The 16,847-nt window shown below is 61.2% G+C and carries 17 protein-coding genes; all 17 read left to right on the forward strand.

Annotation, left to right across the window (positions count from 1 at the left end; translation table 11 throughout):
- Positions 1-53: 53 nt before the first annotated feature.
- The 17 genes from QWI75_RS09875 to istB all read left to right on the forward strand — a co-directional run bounded on the left by QWI75_RS09875 (position 54) and on the right by istB (position 16,796).
- Positions 54-860, forward strand: a complete 807-nt coding sequence (locus QWI75_RS09875) for a type IV toxin-antitoxin system AbiEi family antitoxin domain-containing protein (protein WP_289268502.1) — start codon at positions 54-56, stop codon at positions 858-860.
- Positions 857-1,645, forward strand: coding sequence for a nucleotidyl transferase AbiEii/AbiGii toxin family protein (locus QWI75_RS09880; protein WP_289268503.1), 789 nt, complete (start codon positions 857-859; stop codon positions 1,643-1,645). The genes QWI75_RS09875 and QWI75_RS09880 overlap by 4 nt, the downstream gene beginning before the upstream one ends.
- 387 nt (positions 1,646-2,032) lie before the next feature.
- Positions 2,033-2,368, forward strand: a complete 336-nt coding sequence (locus QWI75_RS09885; protein ID WP_289268504.1) for a hypothetical protein — start codon at positions 2,033-2,035, stop codon at positions 2,366-2,368.
- A gap of 299 nt (positions 2,369-2,667) precedes the next feature.
- The gene (locus QWI75_RS09890) at positions 2,668-2,976 is read left to right on the forward strand and encodes a hypothetical protein (protein ID WP_213041814.1); all 309 of its coding nucleotides are present in this window, start codon (positions 2,668-2,670) and stop codon (positions 2,974-2,976) included.
- 112 nt (positions 2,977-3,088) lie between these two features.
- Positions 3,089-3,367 carry a type IV conjugative transfer system protein TraL gene (traL, locus tag QWI75_RS09895; protein ID WP_213041813.1) on the forward strand — a complete coding sequence of 93 codons (279 nt, stop codon included), beginning with the start codon at positions 3,089-3,091 and terminating at the stop codon, positions 3,365-3,367.
- A gap of 7 nt (positions 3,368-3,374) precedes the next feature.
- Positions 3,375-3,980, forward strand: coding sequence for a TraE/TraK family type IV conjugative transfer system protein (locus QWI75_RS09900; protein ID WP_213041812.1), 606 nt, complete (start codon positions 3,375-3,377; stop codon positions 3,978-3,980).
- On the forward strand, positions 3,889-4,593 hold the full coding sequence (locus tag QWI75_RS09905; protein WP_213041811.1) for a TraK domain-containing protein: 705 nt from the start codon (positions 3,889-3,891) through the stop codon (positions 4,591-4,593). The genes QWI75_RS09900 and QWI75_RS09905 overlap by 92 nt, the downstream gene beginning before the upstream one ends.
- A gap of 75 nt (positions 4,594-4,668) precedes the next feature.
- Entirely contained in the window at positions 4,669-6,009 is a 1,341-nt protein-coding gene (locus QWI75_RS09910; protein WP_289268505.1) for a TraB/VirB10 family protein, read from the forward strand.
- A 92-nt stretch (positions 6,010-6,101) separates the two neighbouring features.
- A complete protein-coding gene (locus tag QWI75_RS09915) occupies positions 6,102-6,857 on the forward strand; it encodes a DsbC family protein (protein ID WP_213041809.1) in 756 nt (251 codons plus the stop codon).
- A 29-nt stretch (positions 6,858-6,886) separates the two neighbouring features.
- Positions 6,887-7,591, forward strand: a complete 705-nt coding sequence (gene traV / locus QWI75_RS09920; protein WP_213041808.1) for a type IV conjugative transfer system lipoprotein TraV — start codon at positions 6,887-6,889, stop codon at positions 7,589-7,591.
- Positions 7,592-7,639: 48 nt separating this feature from the next.
- Entirely contained in the window at positions 7,640-10,171 is a 2,532-nt protein-coding gene (gene traC / locus QWI75_RS09925; protein ID WP_289268506.1) for a type IV secretion system protein TraC, read from the forward strand.
- A complete protein-coding gene (gene lepB, locus QWI75_RS09930; protein ID WP_213041806.1) occupies positions 10,134-10,679 on the forward strand; it encodes a signal peptidase I in 546 nt (181 codons plus the stop codon). The genes traC and lepB overlap by 38 nt, the downstream gene beginning before the upstream one ends.
- Positions 10,680-10,711: 32 nt before the next feature.
- Entirely contained in the window at positions 10,712-11,923 is a 1,212-nt protein-coding gene (locus QWI75_RS09935) for a TrbC family F-type conjugative pilus assembly protein (protein WP_213041805.1), read from the forward strand.
- 125 nt (positions 11,924-12,048) lie between these two features.
- Positions 12,049-13,056 (forward strand): TraU family protein, encoded by a 1,008-nt coding sequence (locus QWI75_RS09940; protein WP_289268507.1) that lies wholly within the window; start codon positions 12,049-12,051, stop codon positions 13,054-13,056.
- A 158-nt stretch (positions 13,057-13,214) separates the two neighbouring features.
- A complete protein-coding gene (locus QWI75_RS09945) occupies positions 13,215-14,258 on the forward strand; it encodes a tyrosine-type recombinase/integrase (protein WP_289268508.1) in 1,044 nt (347 codons plus the stop codon).
- A 235-nt stretch (positions 14,259-14,493) separates the two neighbouring features.
- Entirely contained in the window at positions 14,494-16,032 is a 1,539-nt protein-coding gene (gene istA, locus QWI75_RS09950) for an IS21 family transposase (RefSeq protein ID WP_289271643.1), read from the forward strand.
- Positions 16,032-16,796 (forward strand): IS21-like element helper ATPase IstB, encoded by a 765-nt coding sequence (istB, locus tag QWI75_RS09955; RefSeq protein ID WP_289268509.1) that lies wholly within the window; start codon positions 16,032-16,034, stop codon positions 16,794-16,796. The genes istA and istB overlap by 1 nt, the downstream gene beginning before the upstream one ends.
- Positions 16,797-16,847: the final 51 nt, after the last annotated feature.

The raw sequence follows: 16,847 nt of genomic DNA on the forward strand, positions 1-16,847 counted from the left end.
ACCAATAAACAGGTTGCGGAATCTTACGATATTCGTTAGATTGTGCAACCGATATGAATGCAAGACCCACCATCTCAGCTGGCCAATTTGTCGACAACCTCCTGGCAACAGGACGCTATACGTTCACGCGAGCGGAGGCGAAACAGCAGCTCGGGGCAACACCGGGAGCCGTATACATGGCTTTGCATCGGCTGGTCAAGGCCGGCCGTCTGGTGATGCCCCGGTCCGGGTTCTACGTCATCGTGGACGCGCAGCACTGGTCCGTCGGCACTCTGCCTCCGGAGTGGTTTATCGATGAGCTCATGAAGAATATGGGGAAACAGTACTATGTGGGCCTGCTCTCCGCGGCTCAGAGTCATGGTGCGGCACACCATAGACCGCAGGAATTCCAGGTCATGGTGCCGACGCGAGCTGTCCGACCAATTCGGGTTGGTAACGTACACATCCGCTTCTTCGGAAAGGGACCGTTCGACCATTCAGTCACGGTCGAGGTCAAGACCCCGACCGGCTTCCAGAAGGCCTCCTCAGCTGAGACAACAGCCTGGGACCTTGTTCGCTATCCTAGAGCGGCCGGAGGGCTGGAACACGTGATCACCGTATTGGCTGAACTGGCCGAGCGCCTGGATGCGGCTAAACTTACGGCGATAGTGAAGAGACATGGAGAGATCCTCGTTGCGCAACGGTTGGGATATCTGCTTGATCGGCTGAGCCGCAGGAAGTTGACGCGCGGCCTGGCCGATTGGGTTGACAAGAAAGATCCCCCTTTGAGACCCCTGGATCCGGCCTCACCGGTCGGAGATGGGCCTGAGAGCCGGAAGTGGCGTCTCCTGGTTAATGCCAAGTTGGAGCCTGAAGGATGATTCCGCAGGCCTTCATCACTCAGTGGCGAAACGCGGCGCCTTGGCCCCAAGACGCTCAGGTTGAGCAGGATCTGATACTCTGCCGCGCTCTGGTCGAGATCTTTCGTGAATTGGAAATCTCGGATCATCTCATTCTCCGAGGTGGGACAGCTCTGCACAAACTGTACGTGGCCAGACCCGTCAGATATTCGGAGGATATCGATTTGGTTCAGCGCAAGACGGGCCCAATCGGACCTCTTCTCGATAAACTCCGAGCGCGGCTCGATCCAATACTCGGGACACCGCGTCGACAAAACAACCCTGACAATGTGACGCTTCGCTATCGCATGGTGTCCGAGGTTCCGCCGGTTGTTCCACTGCGGCTCAAGATCGAGATCAACAGCCGGGAGCACTTTGATGTGTTTGGCTTCAAGTCACGGCTATTCGCCGTCCGTTCTCGGTGGTTCGAGGGCGAGGCCGCGGTGAATACGTATACGCTTGAAGAGCTGCTCGCCACCAAGCTGCGGGCACTCTACCAGCGCCGTAAAGGGCGTGATCTCTTCGATCTGTGGATCGGACTGCGCATGGAGGGTGTCGACCCCGAGCGCATCATTGAGGCATTTCATCGTTACATGAAGGCAGCAGGGGCAAAGATCAGGGTGACAGACTTCGAAGAGAACCTGGCGGCGAAAGTTGCCTCCCGGACCTTCAACGAAGATCTCCGCCCCTTACTAGCGCCCATTGTCGAGTACGACGCTCGCGCCGCAGCGAAACTTGTGAGCGATCGGCTCGTTGCCCATCTGTGAAGGTTCAAGGGTGTCGGCTCGCGCCGGTCCGTGCTGTGACATCATTTCTGTCATGATTGACTCGCGGGATCGTTCGCGGTCCCGCGAAGTGTTGTTCCCCGGGGGGCGTACGCAGGCATCTGGTCTACACCGGCAGTCCTCAGGCCTTTTAAACGGCACTGGAACGAGATCACGCCTCCGTTCGCCATAGCCGGTTATTTCAGCATCATTCTCCATCGCTCTCTTCGTCCATCTCTCACCAATCACTGTCTCTGCAGTAGAGCCTTCGGCACTTCCCTTCGTATCACAATCAGCCGGTAATACTCTCCGTGGAATTGTCAGGGCGGAGCGTCGTTCCGTCTGGAGTGACGCAGCTAGGAGATTCTGCCGGCGCAGAGGGAGTTGGCGATGCAGTGGAGAAGGATGAGTCTCGTGGCCGGCATGATTGCCTGGTCCTCGGTCGCCGTCCACGCGGGAGCGGTCGTGAAGCTGTGTGAACGGAAGTACCAGCTTCCTGGCGGAGTCGTGACGGTGCCAGAGACTGTTCAGTATGTGCTTGGGACGCCGATGACCTGTCCGGAGGCGGATCTGCTCTCGCCTCTCCCATCGGCTCGCATCCTCGATCCGGCTCCAGAAGCACTGTCGTCGCTGTTGAAGACGGTCCGGTCACTGCCCGTGGTCTTGCCGAAAACAACCGTCCGGCAGTCCGGCCACAGCGATCAGCAGCGCGAACTCACTCAGTGATGATCATGGAGCAAGAGCAGAAATCCATCATGGGACGGTGCGGTTCGAGTCTGGACCAAGCGTGGGGCGACGGAACGATCAAGGGGAATGAGGCCAATCGGCCAGGCAGTGCACTGCCGTACCTCCCAGGCTGATCCGACGATCCGTATGAAACGGCTAGGCCAGCGACGGCGATGCAGAAAAGAGAGGTGACCCAGTGAGGAACTAAGACGGTCTGTTGTCTGACTTTGTTCGGCATGGCTGCACGATCAGTTGTATGAGCTCTGAATGATCCAAGGATAGAACCTGGAGGGTTCCACATGCGTAACCTCATGAAGAAGATGACAGCGGTTCTGGGCGTGATAGCGATGGTGCTCTTCGCCAGCATGGTGATCATGGCAGTTCCGGCGTTCGCGGGCGCGGATGCGACGTTCGGTCCGCTGAACACCCTGTTGACGGGCTGGATGCAGGGTTCGCTCGGCACCTTGCTGGGCCTGATTGCCGGGGCGATCGGGCTGGGTTCTGCGATGGCCGGCCGGTGGGGCTACATGTTCACCGGATTCGGCGTCGCAGCCGGGTCCTTTTATTTGCCAACGGTGATCCCGACTATTACCACGGGACTGATGTAAGGCTCAGGCTCGATCGGGATGGGGTTGCACAGACGACTCCATCCCGGTCTGGTTCACGGCGACAGATCCGGGTCCACGGGTCAGCGGGTGGGTGCCGGTACGGAGGGTCACGATGCAGGTCTTCATCCCGAGATATCTGGACAGTCCGCCACAGATCGCCTGGTGGGAGTTGGACGAACTGATCGTGCTGATTCTGTGCGGCTTCATCGGCATCCTCACGCGGCAGCTGACCTCTCTGCTCGTCGTCGGCCTCCTGTGCACGTTCATGATTTCAACGCTGAAGAGCGGGAAGAGCGACGGATTCATCTTCCACTTCGCTTATTGGTACGGGATCCCGGGATTCGACCTGCCGTTGGGGCCGGATGGAACGGTTCGGGAGTTGATCGAGTGAGGAGCGCATGCATATCGGACGCTATGTGAAGGATCTCTACAGCACGCGGGCCATCGCGTTCGTTCTGCTCCTGGCCAACATCGGATTGGTGCTGGCCTTGATGGCGAACGGCCTGTATCGCCGGGTGGAGATTCTCCACGTGGTTCCCGCGTCGGTCTCCCAAGAATACCTGGTGACCTCGGATGGGAATGTCTCGGATGAGTACCGGCGGCAGATCGCCCTGACCTTGCTGCCGTTCGTCACGAATGTCACGCCGAGATCCGTCGAGTTCGGCCACACGGTCGTGCTGCGCTACGTGGCGCCGGAGCAGTACGGGATGATGTCGGAAGGGTTGGGGGCCGAGCGGATCTACATCGTCGGGAATAACCTCAATCGGGTGTTTTTCCCGGACGCGACGGAGATCGTCGGAGATGACGTGATCATCAGCGGGTTGGAACGCCGGTTTTCGGGGTCGATTCTGGTAGCGGAGGAGGAGCGTGAATACCATCTCACACTGCGATTCAAAGACTTCAGGCCTGAGATTGTGGCGATCAGCAGCCAGCATCGCGATCGCGCTCGCGCTGGCAAGTCCGCCATTCAGTCAGGCCGATCAGAGACTGACCGTCGAGGATAGCCGGACGCTGCGGGCGGCGGTGTCGCTTCGTGACATCAATGTCATCGAGCTGCCCGAAGAGGTGACCTCCGTGTCCAGCTCCAAACCGGATCTGGAGGCGAAGGCGCAGGGCCGGTATGTCATGGTTCGGGTCCGCACGAGCCCGGCGGATCTCGTGGTGATGGCCGGCAGACAGGCCTACGTCTTCGAACTGGTGGCGAGCGCGGAATCAACGCAACGGATCACGGTCGAGGACGATCGGGCGGACGGAGCGCCGGGGGAAGACGATCCCGTCAAGATGGCGGCGGATTATGTGGATGGGCTCGTCGAGTTGATACGGCGAGCGGCGTTGGAAGACTTGCCGCGAGGCTGCCATTCAGCCCCGATCGACCCGGAGCAGTATCCCAGGTGGATGGAGCTCGAGGTCGTCAAGGGGATCGAATCCCGCTGTCCACGCTATCGCGTGATGGCATACCGGCTGGCGAACAAGACGTCCGGGACGCAGACGCTCCGGGAGTCGGAGTTTTTCACGGGGAAGGAGCTCGCGATCGCCTTGAATCGCCACGTCATCGAATCGGGCGAGGAGGTGCGAGTCTTGTGGATCGATCTGGTTCCGTCTCCGGCGGCGAAATAGAGCGGCACGGTCGGGCTGTACTCCTGGGGAAGGCTTGTCCGCGCCGAGGCGAAAGAACATAACGACATGAATCCGATGCAGCAGAAATCAACAAGCCCAATTCTCAATCCGGGCGGTGATCCGAACCGGAAACCGAAGACGCCGCCGTCGAAATGGCTGATCGGGCTGATCGGTCTCGTCGTGCTCGCCGTCGGCACGGTGGGGCTCAACCAATTCCGGACACCCGGCAGTCACGGGGCTCGGGCCCAGGCGCAGTCCAAACCAGTCTCGCTGGATGCGGCGAAAACGGACCAGGAGATCTGGCGGGCGGAGGCGGGGAAACGGATCGAGGCGTTGTCGCAGGAGAAAGACGAGTTGCGGCGGATGATCGATGCGCTTCGCCTGCGCATGGAGGCGAAGGAGAAGGAGCCGCTCAAGCCTGAGTCCAAGCCGACGGGCGACGGGCGAGCGGACAAGACAGCCGTACGAAACGGGGTCCTGCCGCCCCCGCTTCCTCCGACCTGGGCCCAAGGGCCGGATGCCCTCAACCAGCGCTCCGGCACTCCGCCGCGGGTTCCAGGTACGGCCTCCGCGCCCATCCCTGCTCGCCAGGTCGGCAGTGAGAAGAAAGATGTCATTGTGGCACCGACCGATGGCATTCGCACCTTCCGGGTCGAGCCGGTGTCCCTTCGGACGAATCAGTCCAAGAAGTACTGGCTGCCCACGGGCACGATCGTGCCCGTCAAATTGCTCTCCGGTTTGGATGCGCCGGCGCGGACTGCCGGCGCTACGGGAGGGGGCGGAGGCGCGATGGGGAACAGTCCGTCTCCCATCCTGATGCAGATCCGGGATCTGATGAAGCTGCCTAATGACTTTCGGGTGCATGCCACCGACTGCTTCTTAATGGGAGAAGGGCTCGCGGAATTGTCGTCGGAGCGCGTGCAGATCCGCGGGGTCAATATCTCCTGCGTTCGGCAGAACGGCACAGCGGTGGATATGACCATTAAAGGGTTCGTCGCCGGCGAGGACGGCAAGGCTGGCATGCGCGGGCCGGTGGTGATGAAAGAGGGCGCGATGTTGGCGCGCTCGCTCCTGGCCGGCTTCGTGTCGGGCATCAGCCGCGCGTTCATGCCGTTTCAACAGGGCTTCGTCATCTCCAGCAGTCCGTCGCAAGCCTTCACGTTTCCGCCGGCGGGCCAGTTGGCGATGGCGGGGGTGGCGGGCGGAGCGGGGAATGCGGCGTCGTTGCTGGCACGCCATTACGCCGTGATGGCCTCCTCGATCTTCCCGATCATCGAGATCTCGGCGGATCGGGAGGTGGACTTCATTGTGTCGGACGGGAAGGAGCTTGAGGAGTTTTTCTTGTCGTCTGCTCCATCCAGCAGCGTATACAGCCCACCCGGTTCGTTTAACCCGTCCGCGGTGCCGATCCAATAATACCCGAAGGGAGCAAGTTGATGACCGGACGCTATCGGAGGTTGCCCATGCGAAACACACATCTTCCAGGGCTCTGTCTCAGGACCGTTCTCATGATGGCCGTGATGTCCTTCGTCTCGACGCCCGTCGTCGCCGAGGAACCTCCGGGACAGTCGGTCAGAGCCACGATCGAGGCGAAGTTCCCCGGGGTGAAGATCAAGAATCTCTCGCAAACCGAGATCCCTGGCTGGTACCTGGTCGAGACCGATGGGGCGCAGTTGGATGCGAGCATTCTGTACGTCCATGAGAGCGGACGGTATGTCTTCTCGGGTGGCCTGTTCGACCTGGCTTCCGGACGGAACTTGACCAGGGAATACTTGAGGCGCAAGCAGCAGGAGGTGCTCTCGGGCTTGGATCTCTCCAAGGTCATTCTGTTGAAACCACAAGCCGAGGCACAGAGGGAGCCTGCGCTGCACCCGATTGTGGTGTTCGATGATCCGGATTGTCCCTTCTGCCGCAAATTTCATCCTGAAGTGAAGAAGATTGTTCAGGCCGGTGTTCCCGTCGCGGTGGTGCTCTACCCGCTGGTGCGTCCGCACCCGGATGCCTATCGCAAGTCCGTCGCGATCTGGTGCGCGGCGGACCAGGCCGTCATGCTTGATCATGCCCTGGCGGGTCAGCCGGTCCCATCTCCGGAGCAGCCCTGTGCCCATCCGATCGACGAGAATCTCAAACTGGGTCACGACCTGCATGTGTCGAGCACTCCGTCGATCTTCTTGCCGAACGGCACCCTTGTGCTCGGGCATCGTTCCGCGGAGGAGATCCTGGCCTTGGTTCGGCCGAATCCTGGCCTCTCGCTTGGACAATGAAGAGTACGGGTCGAGAAAGAGCGCTGAGAATGCGACACATCGGCGGACAGGTTGGGACCGGCTTGATGGCGATGGGGCTCGTCCTCTTGTCGGGCTGTGGCTATCACTCGCAATTCAGTTGCAAGGGGTATCCTGAATCTGCCAGTTGCCGGTCGGTCTCGGAGAACTTCGATCGGAGGTTTGAGCCGTCTCCTCCATCCCAGGATCTTACGCAGGAGAGTCACGGTCGCAATCCGACCGGCCCCAGGGAGGGGTTTCCGCCAGCGCCACCGGTGGCGGGGACGATCGATTCCTATCTGGGCAAGCCGGTCCTGGTCCCGGCGGACGTCCTGCGAGTCTGGATCGCTCCTTATCAGGATTCGAAGGGCCGGCTGCACGATTCGGCTCAGCTGTACGTCGTGCTGAGCGAGGCGCATTTTGTCTACGGCCACCGGCAAGGCATGCGTCGCGTCCCGCGCGGCGCTCGGCCTGGCGCCGATTTCTTGCCGAAGACGTCACGGATGGTTGAACGAGCGAGTCGCGGCAAGACCGGGGGGACCGGCGCTGCCTCAGGGACAGGGTCGGGTCCCAGCACCTCTCAGGATCTCAACCTTCAGGACGAGAGCCGTCATTCCATGGCGCAGCCGCGAGTCAACGGTGTGCCAGGGGCTCCGAGCAATCCGGGCCCATCGCCCATGAATGGAACGCCGGCCTCGCCCGTGGATTCCTATGGCTTCGGGCCGAATTTCCCGTGATCTCCGGTTTCCGGAAACGATCGGCTTGTCATTCGGAGAGAGATCTACATGTCTACCCTGCTTGAGTATTTTGCGAGAAAGATGATCGCGCGGACGTCGATCAGTGACTGGCTGCCGCACCATGCCTATGATCCGGACAACCGGGTGTACCGGCTGGCTGACGGCCGGATCGGCTGTGTCTGGGAAAGCCCGCCCTTGTTGGGCATGGGACCGGACACGATTCAGAAGCTCACGAACCTGTTCGAATCGAGCCAGGCGCCGACCGGCACCACCTACCAGCTCATGATCCATGCCTCGCCGGTGATCCAGCCCTATCTGGATGCGCACGTGGGATTGAGCCATCGGGGGGATCCGGACTCCCGGTTCCTCCGGGATGCGACACGCACCAGGGAGTTTTTCCTGGAGTCGCAGGGAACACGGTTGATCCCGACGTCGGGCATCAGGCCCCGGGACTTCAACGTCTATGTGTCGGTTACGATGCCTCTGAAGGAGGAGTATCCGAACGGGATCGAGTTCGAGGACATTGTCGAACAGCTCGAGGGGGTGGAGCAGACGCTGCGCAACGTCGGGTTGCCGGTGGTCAGAGTCCCTCCGTTGGAGCTCATCTGGCTGCTCCATACGCTGCTGAGCCCGGGCCATGCCTGGGAGGAACGCCCGCCCTCCTACAACTCGACGCAGTTGATCAGCGACCAGGTCGTGGCGCGGGATACCTACGCGAAACTCCACGCGCGCATGTTCGAACTCGATGGGAAGTTCGTCAAGAGCCTGACGGTGCAGCAGTTTCCCGAGGAGTGGCACGGATCCAAAAACCGGGAGCTGATCGGCAGTCTCCTGCGAGGGATGGACCAGATCACCTGTCCGTTCTTCCTCACACTCAATGCGGTGAAGCTAGACCAGGTCAAGTCGGTCGCCGCACTGCGGAAGAAGCATGTCGTGGTGACGAACCAGGCGGTGGGCTTCATGCTGAAGCTCATTCCCATCTTCGAGAAGAAGCTCCAGCACTTCAACCGCATGATGGCGCTGGTCGCGGAAGGCAAGCAGACCATCGGGCTGTACGTCCAGGCCGCGCTGTACGGAAACGATCCCAAGGAGTTGGAGAAACACAGCTCGGCGATCAAGGCGATCTATCGCACGCACGACTGGCTGCTGCAGGACGACCATTTCATCGGGTTCCGGGTGTTCTTGTTCGGCCTGCCAATGGGGCTTCCTTCGAACGTGCCACTCCTCCGCGACGACCTGCGCCGGCTCAAGACGGTCCACTCGGAGGTCCCGGCCCACCTCGCTCCCATCGCCGGCGACTGGAAAGGCATGGGGCAGCCCGTGATGCTGCTGACCTCCCGGTCCGGGCAGATGATGAGTCTGGACGTGTTCGCGAATACAGAAGGCAATTTCAACATCTGTATCGCGGCCGACTCGGGGGCGGGGAAGAGTTTCTTCGCCAATTTCTTCTTCCGGTCCTATCTGGCCACCGGCGGGCAGGCCTGGGTCATCGACGCCGGCAAGAGCTACATGAAGCTCTGCGAGCACCTCAAGGGGCAGTTCATGCAGTTCTCGCGCGAGGCGAGGAAATTGTGCTTGAACCCCCTGTCACGGGTGATCGGCCGCTATGACCGGAAGGCCGAGTCGCCGGAAGAGGAAGCGGACCGCAAGGACGAATTGGCAATGATCAAAGCGATCTTCGCGCAGATGCTGTCCCCCTCGCGTGCGCTGACCGATCTGGAGCTGTCCTGTCTGGAGCAGGCCTTGATCCAGGTGCTTGCTCAGAAGGGAGGCGATGCGACGCCGACCGATGTCGCGGCGGCGCTGCTGAAGATGGGGCAGGAGCGGGAGGATCAGCGGATCACGGATCTCGGCACTCAGCTCTTTCCCTATACGGCCGCGGGCAACTACGGCGATCTCTTCAACGGCCCGAACAACATGCACTTCGAGCGGGACTTCTATGTGCTGGAGCTGGACGGCCTCGATGCGCTCCCGGACCTGCGCTCGGTGATCCTGCTCCAGATGATCATGAACATTCAGGTGGCCATGTACCAGGGCGATCGGGCCAGGCGGAAGATCTGCGCGATGGACGAGGCCTGGGATCTCCTGTCTCAAGGAGGCAACGTGTCGGCGTTCTTCGAGAAAGGCGTCCGGCGAGTCAGGAAGTACGGGGGATCGATCATGACGATCACCCAGGGCATCAACGATTACTACGACAAGATGGGACAGACCGGGGCGGCCTTGCTGGCCAATTCGGACTTCGTCTTCCTGCTCAAGCAGAAGCCGGAGAGCATCGAGTCCATCAAGCAGCGGGGCCGGCTGATCCTGAGCGAGTTCGAGTATCAACTGCTGCGATCCGTCCATCGGGGCGCCGGCTATTCGGAAATCTTCTTCTATACGGCCAATCACGGCCGGGGAATCGGCCGGCTGACCGTCGATCGGCGCACGCAGTTGATGTACTCCACCAAGGCAGAAGAGCTGGCCTTGATCGACCGGATCGTGAAGGCGGGTGGTCCGGAGATGACGATCGATCGGGCCATCGACCTCATTCTGGAGCAGGAACATGAAAGAGCTGCTGCAACAGGTGAACGAGTGGCATGACCGGCATCCGAAGCTGGTGCTCGCCCTCCTCGGGATCGGAGTGATCTGGCCCGTTCTGGCTGTGGCGAGTCCTTGGTATCAGCTTGCGCTCCGGTCGGATGAAAGCCTGCCGGACTACCGGCTCTTCCTGATCGAGAAAGGGCGCGAGCCGCAGCGGGGCGAACTCGTGGCGTTTGTGATGGCGCAGGCCTCTGCCGATCGCGTGCAGCCGGCTGGCCTGGCCAGGCCCTACACGAGGGTCGGGGTGCTCTGGACGAAGCGCCTCGTCGGGGTGCCGGGTGATCGGGTGGAAGTGCGAGGGAGGCAGGTGCTGGTCAATGGTGCAGTGGTCGGAGAAGGCCTGGAGCGTGATCGACTCGGGCAACCGATCCGTTTGGCGAAGCTCGAGAGTCCGATTCCACCGGGGCAGTATTACGTGGCCCTGTCCCATCCGCGATCCTTCGACTCCCGGTACTACGGCTATGTGAGGGCGGAGGATCTCCGAGGGGTGGTCACTCCGATCTGGTAGGTGGCAGTGATTTAGAGGGGGAGGTCTGTTTCATGATGAGAAGGCAGGGACTGTTGGTGCTGGTCGTCGCGGGGCTGCTCTGCGGCGGAGCCCTGTCCTGGTCGAGTGCGGGGGAATCCTCAAGGCAGGCTCGGGAGCCCGAACGGTCTCCACGCGAGGTGGCGGAAGAGATTGCGCGCTTCTCCCGGACGGTGCTGCAACCTTCCCAAGGCCGGGAGTCTCGCGAAGTCAATCGGGATGGGATCTATCTGCTCTTGTCCCTGTCCATGCCGGACGAAGTGCTGAAAGGATATTTTGCCGAGGCAAAGCTGCTGGGCGCGCGCATCGTGATCCGGGGTCTGCTCAATGCGCCTTCGTCCGGCGACGGGCCGGTCAAATTGTCCTTCAAGGCGACAGGCGAACGGTTCCGGCAGTTGATGGGGACTGATGAGGCGTTGCTGGCAGCGGTCTCGATCGACCCGGTGCTCTACGGGCGTCTCGGGGTCTCGGAAGTCCCGGCTCTCGCGATCGTGAAAGGGGACCATGATGCGGTGGTGATCGGCTCGACTTCCGTTCGCCATCTGTTGGAGGTCCTGGCGCGCGAAGAGAGAGTCTATCGCGCGCTGGCGGAGTGGTTTGACCGGCGCCAGCGAGGGTTCCTGCAAGGAGGACCGACGAGTGAACCGCAACCGAGCCTCCCGATGCCGAGCGGGCATCAGCGGATCCGCACGGACTCTCCGACCTGGTCGATTGCCGAACGCGACATGAAACAAGTGCTGAGCGAGGCGGTGGCCAGGGCGGATTGGAACGCGATCAAGCGCCGTGCGGAGGACGCGACGGCGCGGAAGATCCATCGAGGCCCTCAGCTTCCCTTGCCGGAAACTCAGCAACCTCGCAGCTTCCTGGTGGATGCTACGGTCCGATTCCCGGACGATGTGACAGATCCGAAAACGGGAACTCTCTACATCAAGGCGGGCTCGACCGTGAATCCGCTCGACAAGGTGAAGCTCCCCTACACGCTCATCTTCTTCAATGGCAACTCGCAGGAACAGGTGCAATGGGTTCAGCACTACCTCCTGGCTCACGAGGACCGTCCGCTGAAACTGCTCGTGACGGAAGGGCATATCGGTCCGCTCGGTCGGCTGTTGCACCGTCCGGTCTACTGGGCGAATCTGCTGATGTATGAGCGGTTCGGCCTGGTCGCTGTCCCGAGTCTGGTGACGCAGGAAGGCAATCGATTCCGGGTTCAGGAGATCGTGCCATGAGACAGGATCGGGCGGAACGGTCCACTGCGGCTAAACCCGAAGAAAGTGCGCGAGTTCAGCAGCGCTCTAGGCTGGCAAGCCTCGCTGGACTGCTCCTCCTGTTCGCAGTTCTCCTGGGCGGAACGATGCCGGACTCCGCGGAAGCCGTCTGTCCGAAGAACACGAATATCCTGGCCGATACCCTGGTGAAGACCTGCTGGGAATGCATGTTTCCCATCAGTCTCTTCGGGTTCACGCTCACGGAGGTCGGGGAGGACTCGACTCGTCCCGCCGTCGGGCCTGGGATCTCCGCCGTCTATCCGCCTCAGCTCTGCGGCTGCGTGTGTCTCACGCCGTACCTCTGCGTCCCGGGCATACCGCTTGGCATCTGGGAGCCGGTCCGACTGGTCGAAATCGTCCGCACGCCGCTCTGCTTCCCGGCTCTCAACGGGATCACGTTGGGGCCGGAGTTCGTGTTCGAGGGACGCGGATCGGCCAATACCAATATGGATTCCCCCGACCTGGACTTCACCTTTTACCATTCGCACTTCTACATCTTTCCCCTCTGGGCCATCGTCGGCATCGCGGTGGACTGGGCTTGTGTCAATCCCAGCGCCGCCGGCGACGAGATCGATCTGGCGTACCTGTCTGAGATCGACCCCTCCTGGAACGATGACCTGCTGGCACTCATTCTGTTCCCGGAAGCCCTCTTGTTGGGGAATCCGCTCACGGTCGCGGCCTGTGCCGCCGATTCCCTTGCCGCGTCAGCTGGTTTTCCCATCGATCCCTTGTTCTGGTGCGCGGGAAGTTTCGGCTTGATGTACCCGACGACGGGCAACGTGTCGGAGTCGAGCGGCCAGCTCAAACCAGCGGCGCTGGCCATGTCGCGCCTGCTGGCTCGGCTGGCCCGCTTCGGCACCGAGTTCTATACGGCAGCGGACGGGCCGTTGATCTGCACGGACTTTCCGACCGGCCTGATTGTGAAGAGTCAATACAAATACCAGTTGCTTTACCCGATCCCCAATGTCCCGGCGCCCTGTTGCCAGCCGATCGGTCGAACGGTGCTGATGTGGGGGATGGGCAAGATGGTGCCGGTGATCGGAGAAGACTTCGTCTTTCTCCTGTGGAAGCTGCAGCGTTGCTGTCTGCTGTAGCGAGAAAGGGGGGTCAATATCTTTTATGTAACATTCGTTCCTCTGGAAAACTTCGCCAAGACCGGCTTTCTGCAAGGCATTCTCACATCCCTATGCCATGATCGTTTCCGAAAAAAACCAGCTTGCGCTGTCGTTACGTTTCATGTAACCTACGTTACATGAAAGGTAACGACCGAATGGGGCCATTTTCCGCAACCGCGGAGAATGTCCTTCCTGCCAACGTTACATTTCTTGATCCGCCTGAACAACTTTATGCCGCGATGCTGGAAGGGTGGCGGCTTCAGCAGCACAGTCGTCATCTAAACCCTTCCACGATTAAAGCGCGTCATCGGCTTGTCCAGCGCTTTCAACAGTACACGGATACATTTCCCTGGCAGTGGAAGCCAGAAGACCTTGTCGAGTTCAGTGCCGAGCTCTCGCAAAAGCTCAGTGTCTCAACTCTTCGCCAATACCAGACTACTCTTCAGTTATTTCTGGAGTATGTCACCGATCGGAGATACGGGTGGGTGGAACGCTGTGAGCGCGAGATTGGATCTTCCATCATTCAAATCTGTGATGAATGGAACACGGTCTCACACGCTACAGAATACGAGGGCCGTCCCAGCCGTCGCCCATTTACCTTCGACGAGATCGATAGATTGTTTGAATATGTCGAACAACACCATGCAGAGGTGCTTCGCCAGCGCCGAAAAGGTTCCCTTGCGGCGGCGCGCGATGCCGTGATGGTCAAGGTCGCCTATGCCTTTGGTCTCCGGCGAACGGAGGTGTGCAGGCTTGATATCAGTGATTTTCGGCGCAATCCTGATCCGAAAATGAAACATCTTGGTCGGTTCGGTGTTCTGCACGTGCGATTTGGGAAGGCCGCGAACGGGGGGCCGCCACGACGGCGGTTGGTCTTCACTGTGCCGGAGGTCAGCTGGATTGTGGAGGTTCTCGAACAATATCTCAGAGACATCAGGACCCTGTTCAATGTGGGTGCCCATCCTGCCTTATTTCCGACAGAGCGGGTTCAATACCTTGGGAGTAAGGACTTTGGATCTCGCTTTCAACACATCGTGGAGGAGGCGGGTTTGCCTGTCGAATTATCCCTTCATCATCTGCGCCATACGTACGCCACCAATCTAGCCGAATATGGGTACGATCCCGTGTTCATTCAACAGCAACTCGGGCACGTGCGTATTCCGACCCAAGCCGGCCACTGATTCCGACGCAAGTCGGCCACCCATTCCGACGGAACGCGGCCACTGATTCCGACCGGAAGTCGGCCACTTTTCCGAGTCCTCTCGGAATCGGTGGCCGACATCCCTCGGAATAACAGGCGGCTCGCCGCCGTCCGATCGTTCTGGAGCCATTCGCGACGCAGGTCCTCCTCACCCTTGGGTATCGTGTCCCTTCCAATTTATGAGGGAGGAACCGATGCCAGCGGAGCGAGTGACCATGCGAAAGATCAAAGACATTCTGCGACTGAAATGGGCCTGTGGGCTCAGTAACCGACAAGTCGCCGCGAGTTGTGGCGTGGCGCGGAGCACGGTCGCCGAGACGCTCTATCGGGCCACGGCGGCCGGGCTGACCTGGCCGTTCCCGGAGGACCTGGACGATCAGCAGCTGGAAACCCGGCTGTATCCGGTGGCCCCCTCGCCGACCGGCCCGCCGCGGGCTGTGCCGGACTGGGCGACCGTGCACCAGGAATTGACGCGGAAGGGTGTCACCCTGGCGCTCCTCTGGCAGGAGTACAAAGCCCAGCATCCGGCCGGCTATCAGTACAGCCGCTTTTGCGATCGCTATGGGGCCTGGCGGGCCACCCTGGATCGGTGTCTGCGGCAGGAGCATCGTGCCGGTGAGAAACTCTTCGTTGACTATGCGGGCCAGACCGTGCCGGTCCAGGATCGGCAGACCGGCGAGGTGCGGCCAGCCCAGATCTTCGTCGCGGTGTGGGGGGCCTCCAATTACACCTACGCCGAGGCCACCTGGACCCAAACGCTGCCGGATTGGATTGGTGCGCATACGCGCGCCTTCGCCTCGTTCGGCGGCGTGCCGGAAATCATCGTGCCCGATAACTTACGGAGCGGCGTCACCAAGGCCTGCCGCTATGAGCCCGAGTTGAACCCGACCTATGCCGATCTGGCCCGGCACTACGATGTCGCGGTGATTCCGGCTCGGGTGCGCAAACCGCGCGACAAGGCGAAGGTCGAAGCGGGCGTCCTGCTCGTCGAACGATGGATCCTGGCCTGTCTGCGGCATCACCCCTTCTTCAGTCTGGCGGAGCTCAATATCGCCATCGCCGCCTGTTTGGACCGGCTGAATCGCCGCCCCTTCAAGAAACTCCCTGGTTGTCGACAGTCTCAGTTCGACGCGGTGGACCGGCCCGCCTTGCAGCCGCTGCCCACCGAGCCCTACGTCTATGCCGAGTGGCGGACGGCGCGGGTGAATATCGATTCGCATCTTGAGGTCGAGGGCCACTACTACAGCGTCCCGTCGCCGTTGGTCCATACGGCCCTCGATGTGCGGCTGACCGTGACCACCGTCGAGTGCTTCCACAAAAACCAGCGGGTGGCGAGCCATGTGCGGAGTGCGGAGCGGGGTCGGCATACGACGGTGGTGGCGCATCTCCCCTCGGCGCATCAGCAATATCTGGCATGGTCTCCCTCCCGCCTGATCCAGTGGGCCGAGACCGTGGGGCCCGCGACCGGAACCGTCGTGGCCGAACTCCTGGCGCGGCGGCCGCATCCCGAGCAAGGCTATCGCTCCTGTCTGGGCATTCTCCGCCTGGAGCGTGCGTACGGCGTGGCGCGACTCGAAGCCGCCTGCCGGCGGGCGCAGGCGCTGGAGGCGTTCACCTACAAGAGTGTGCAGTCCATTTTAAAGACCGGACTCGACCAACAGCCGCTCCCCGAGCCGGTGCTGACGGTCCCGCTGCCGTTCGAGCACGCCCATCTGCGCGGCACCACCTATTACCAACAGGAAGGAGGGTTCTGATGTTACGTCATCCCACACTCACGGCGCTGGAGGCGATGAAGCTCACCGGCATGGCCATCGCCTTGGCGGAGCAATTGGAGATGCCCGACGTCCAGCGGCTCAGCTTCGAGGAACGGCTGGGGCTATTAGTCGATCGCGAGTGCACGGTCCGGGACAATCACCGGTTGGCGCGGCGGCTGGCCCAGGCCCGGTTCCCCGGCCACGCCACGCTGGAAGATCTCGATTATCGCCATCCCCGGGGGCTGGACAAAAGCGTGATCGCGTCCCTGGCCACGGGTCAGTGGATTCGCCGTCATGACAATGTGTTGATCGTGGGGCCGACTGGCGCGGGCAAAACGTACCTGGCCTGTGCACTGGCCCAGATGGCCTGTCGGTTGGGGTGCTCCGCCCTGTATTTGCGACTCCCGCGGTTCTTCCGGGACCTGGCGATCGCCAAAGGCGATGGCCGCTATGGCCGCGTGCTCCGGAGTCTCGCGAAGACGGACCTCGTGGTGCTGGATGACTGGGGGCTGGCCCCGTTGACCGACGAGCATCGCCGAGATCTCTTGGAACTCCTCGATGATCGCCATGGACGTCGGGCCACCCTCGTGGCCAGTCAACTCCCGATCGATCACTGGCACACGGCGATCGGGGAGCCGACACTGGCCGACGCGATTCTTGACCGGCTCGTCCACAATGCCTATAAGATCACTTTGAAAGGAGAATCAATGCGCAAACGGTTAGCCAAATCGGACGGAAGTCGGCCACTGAAGACAGAGCACTGAGGCCCTGCGTCGCGGGGCTCCGAGGGGTGGCCGGATTCGCTCGGAATCGGT

The sequence above is a fragment of the Nitrospira tepida genome, from assembly GCF_947241125.1.
Classification (GTDB): Bacteria; Nitrospirota; Nitrospiria; order Nitrospirales; family Nitrospiraceae; genus Nitrospira_G; species Nitrospira_G tepida.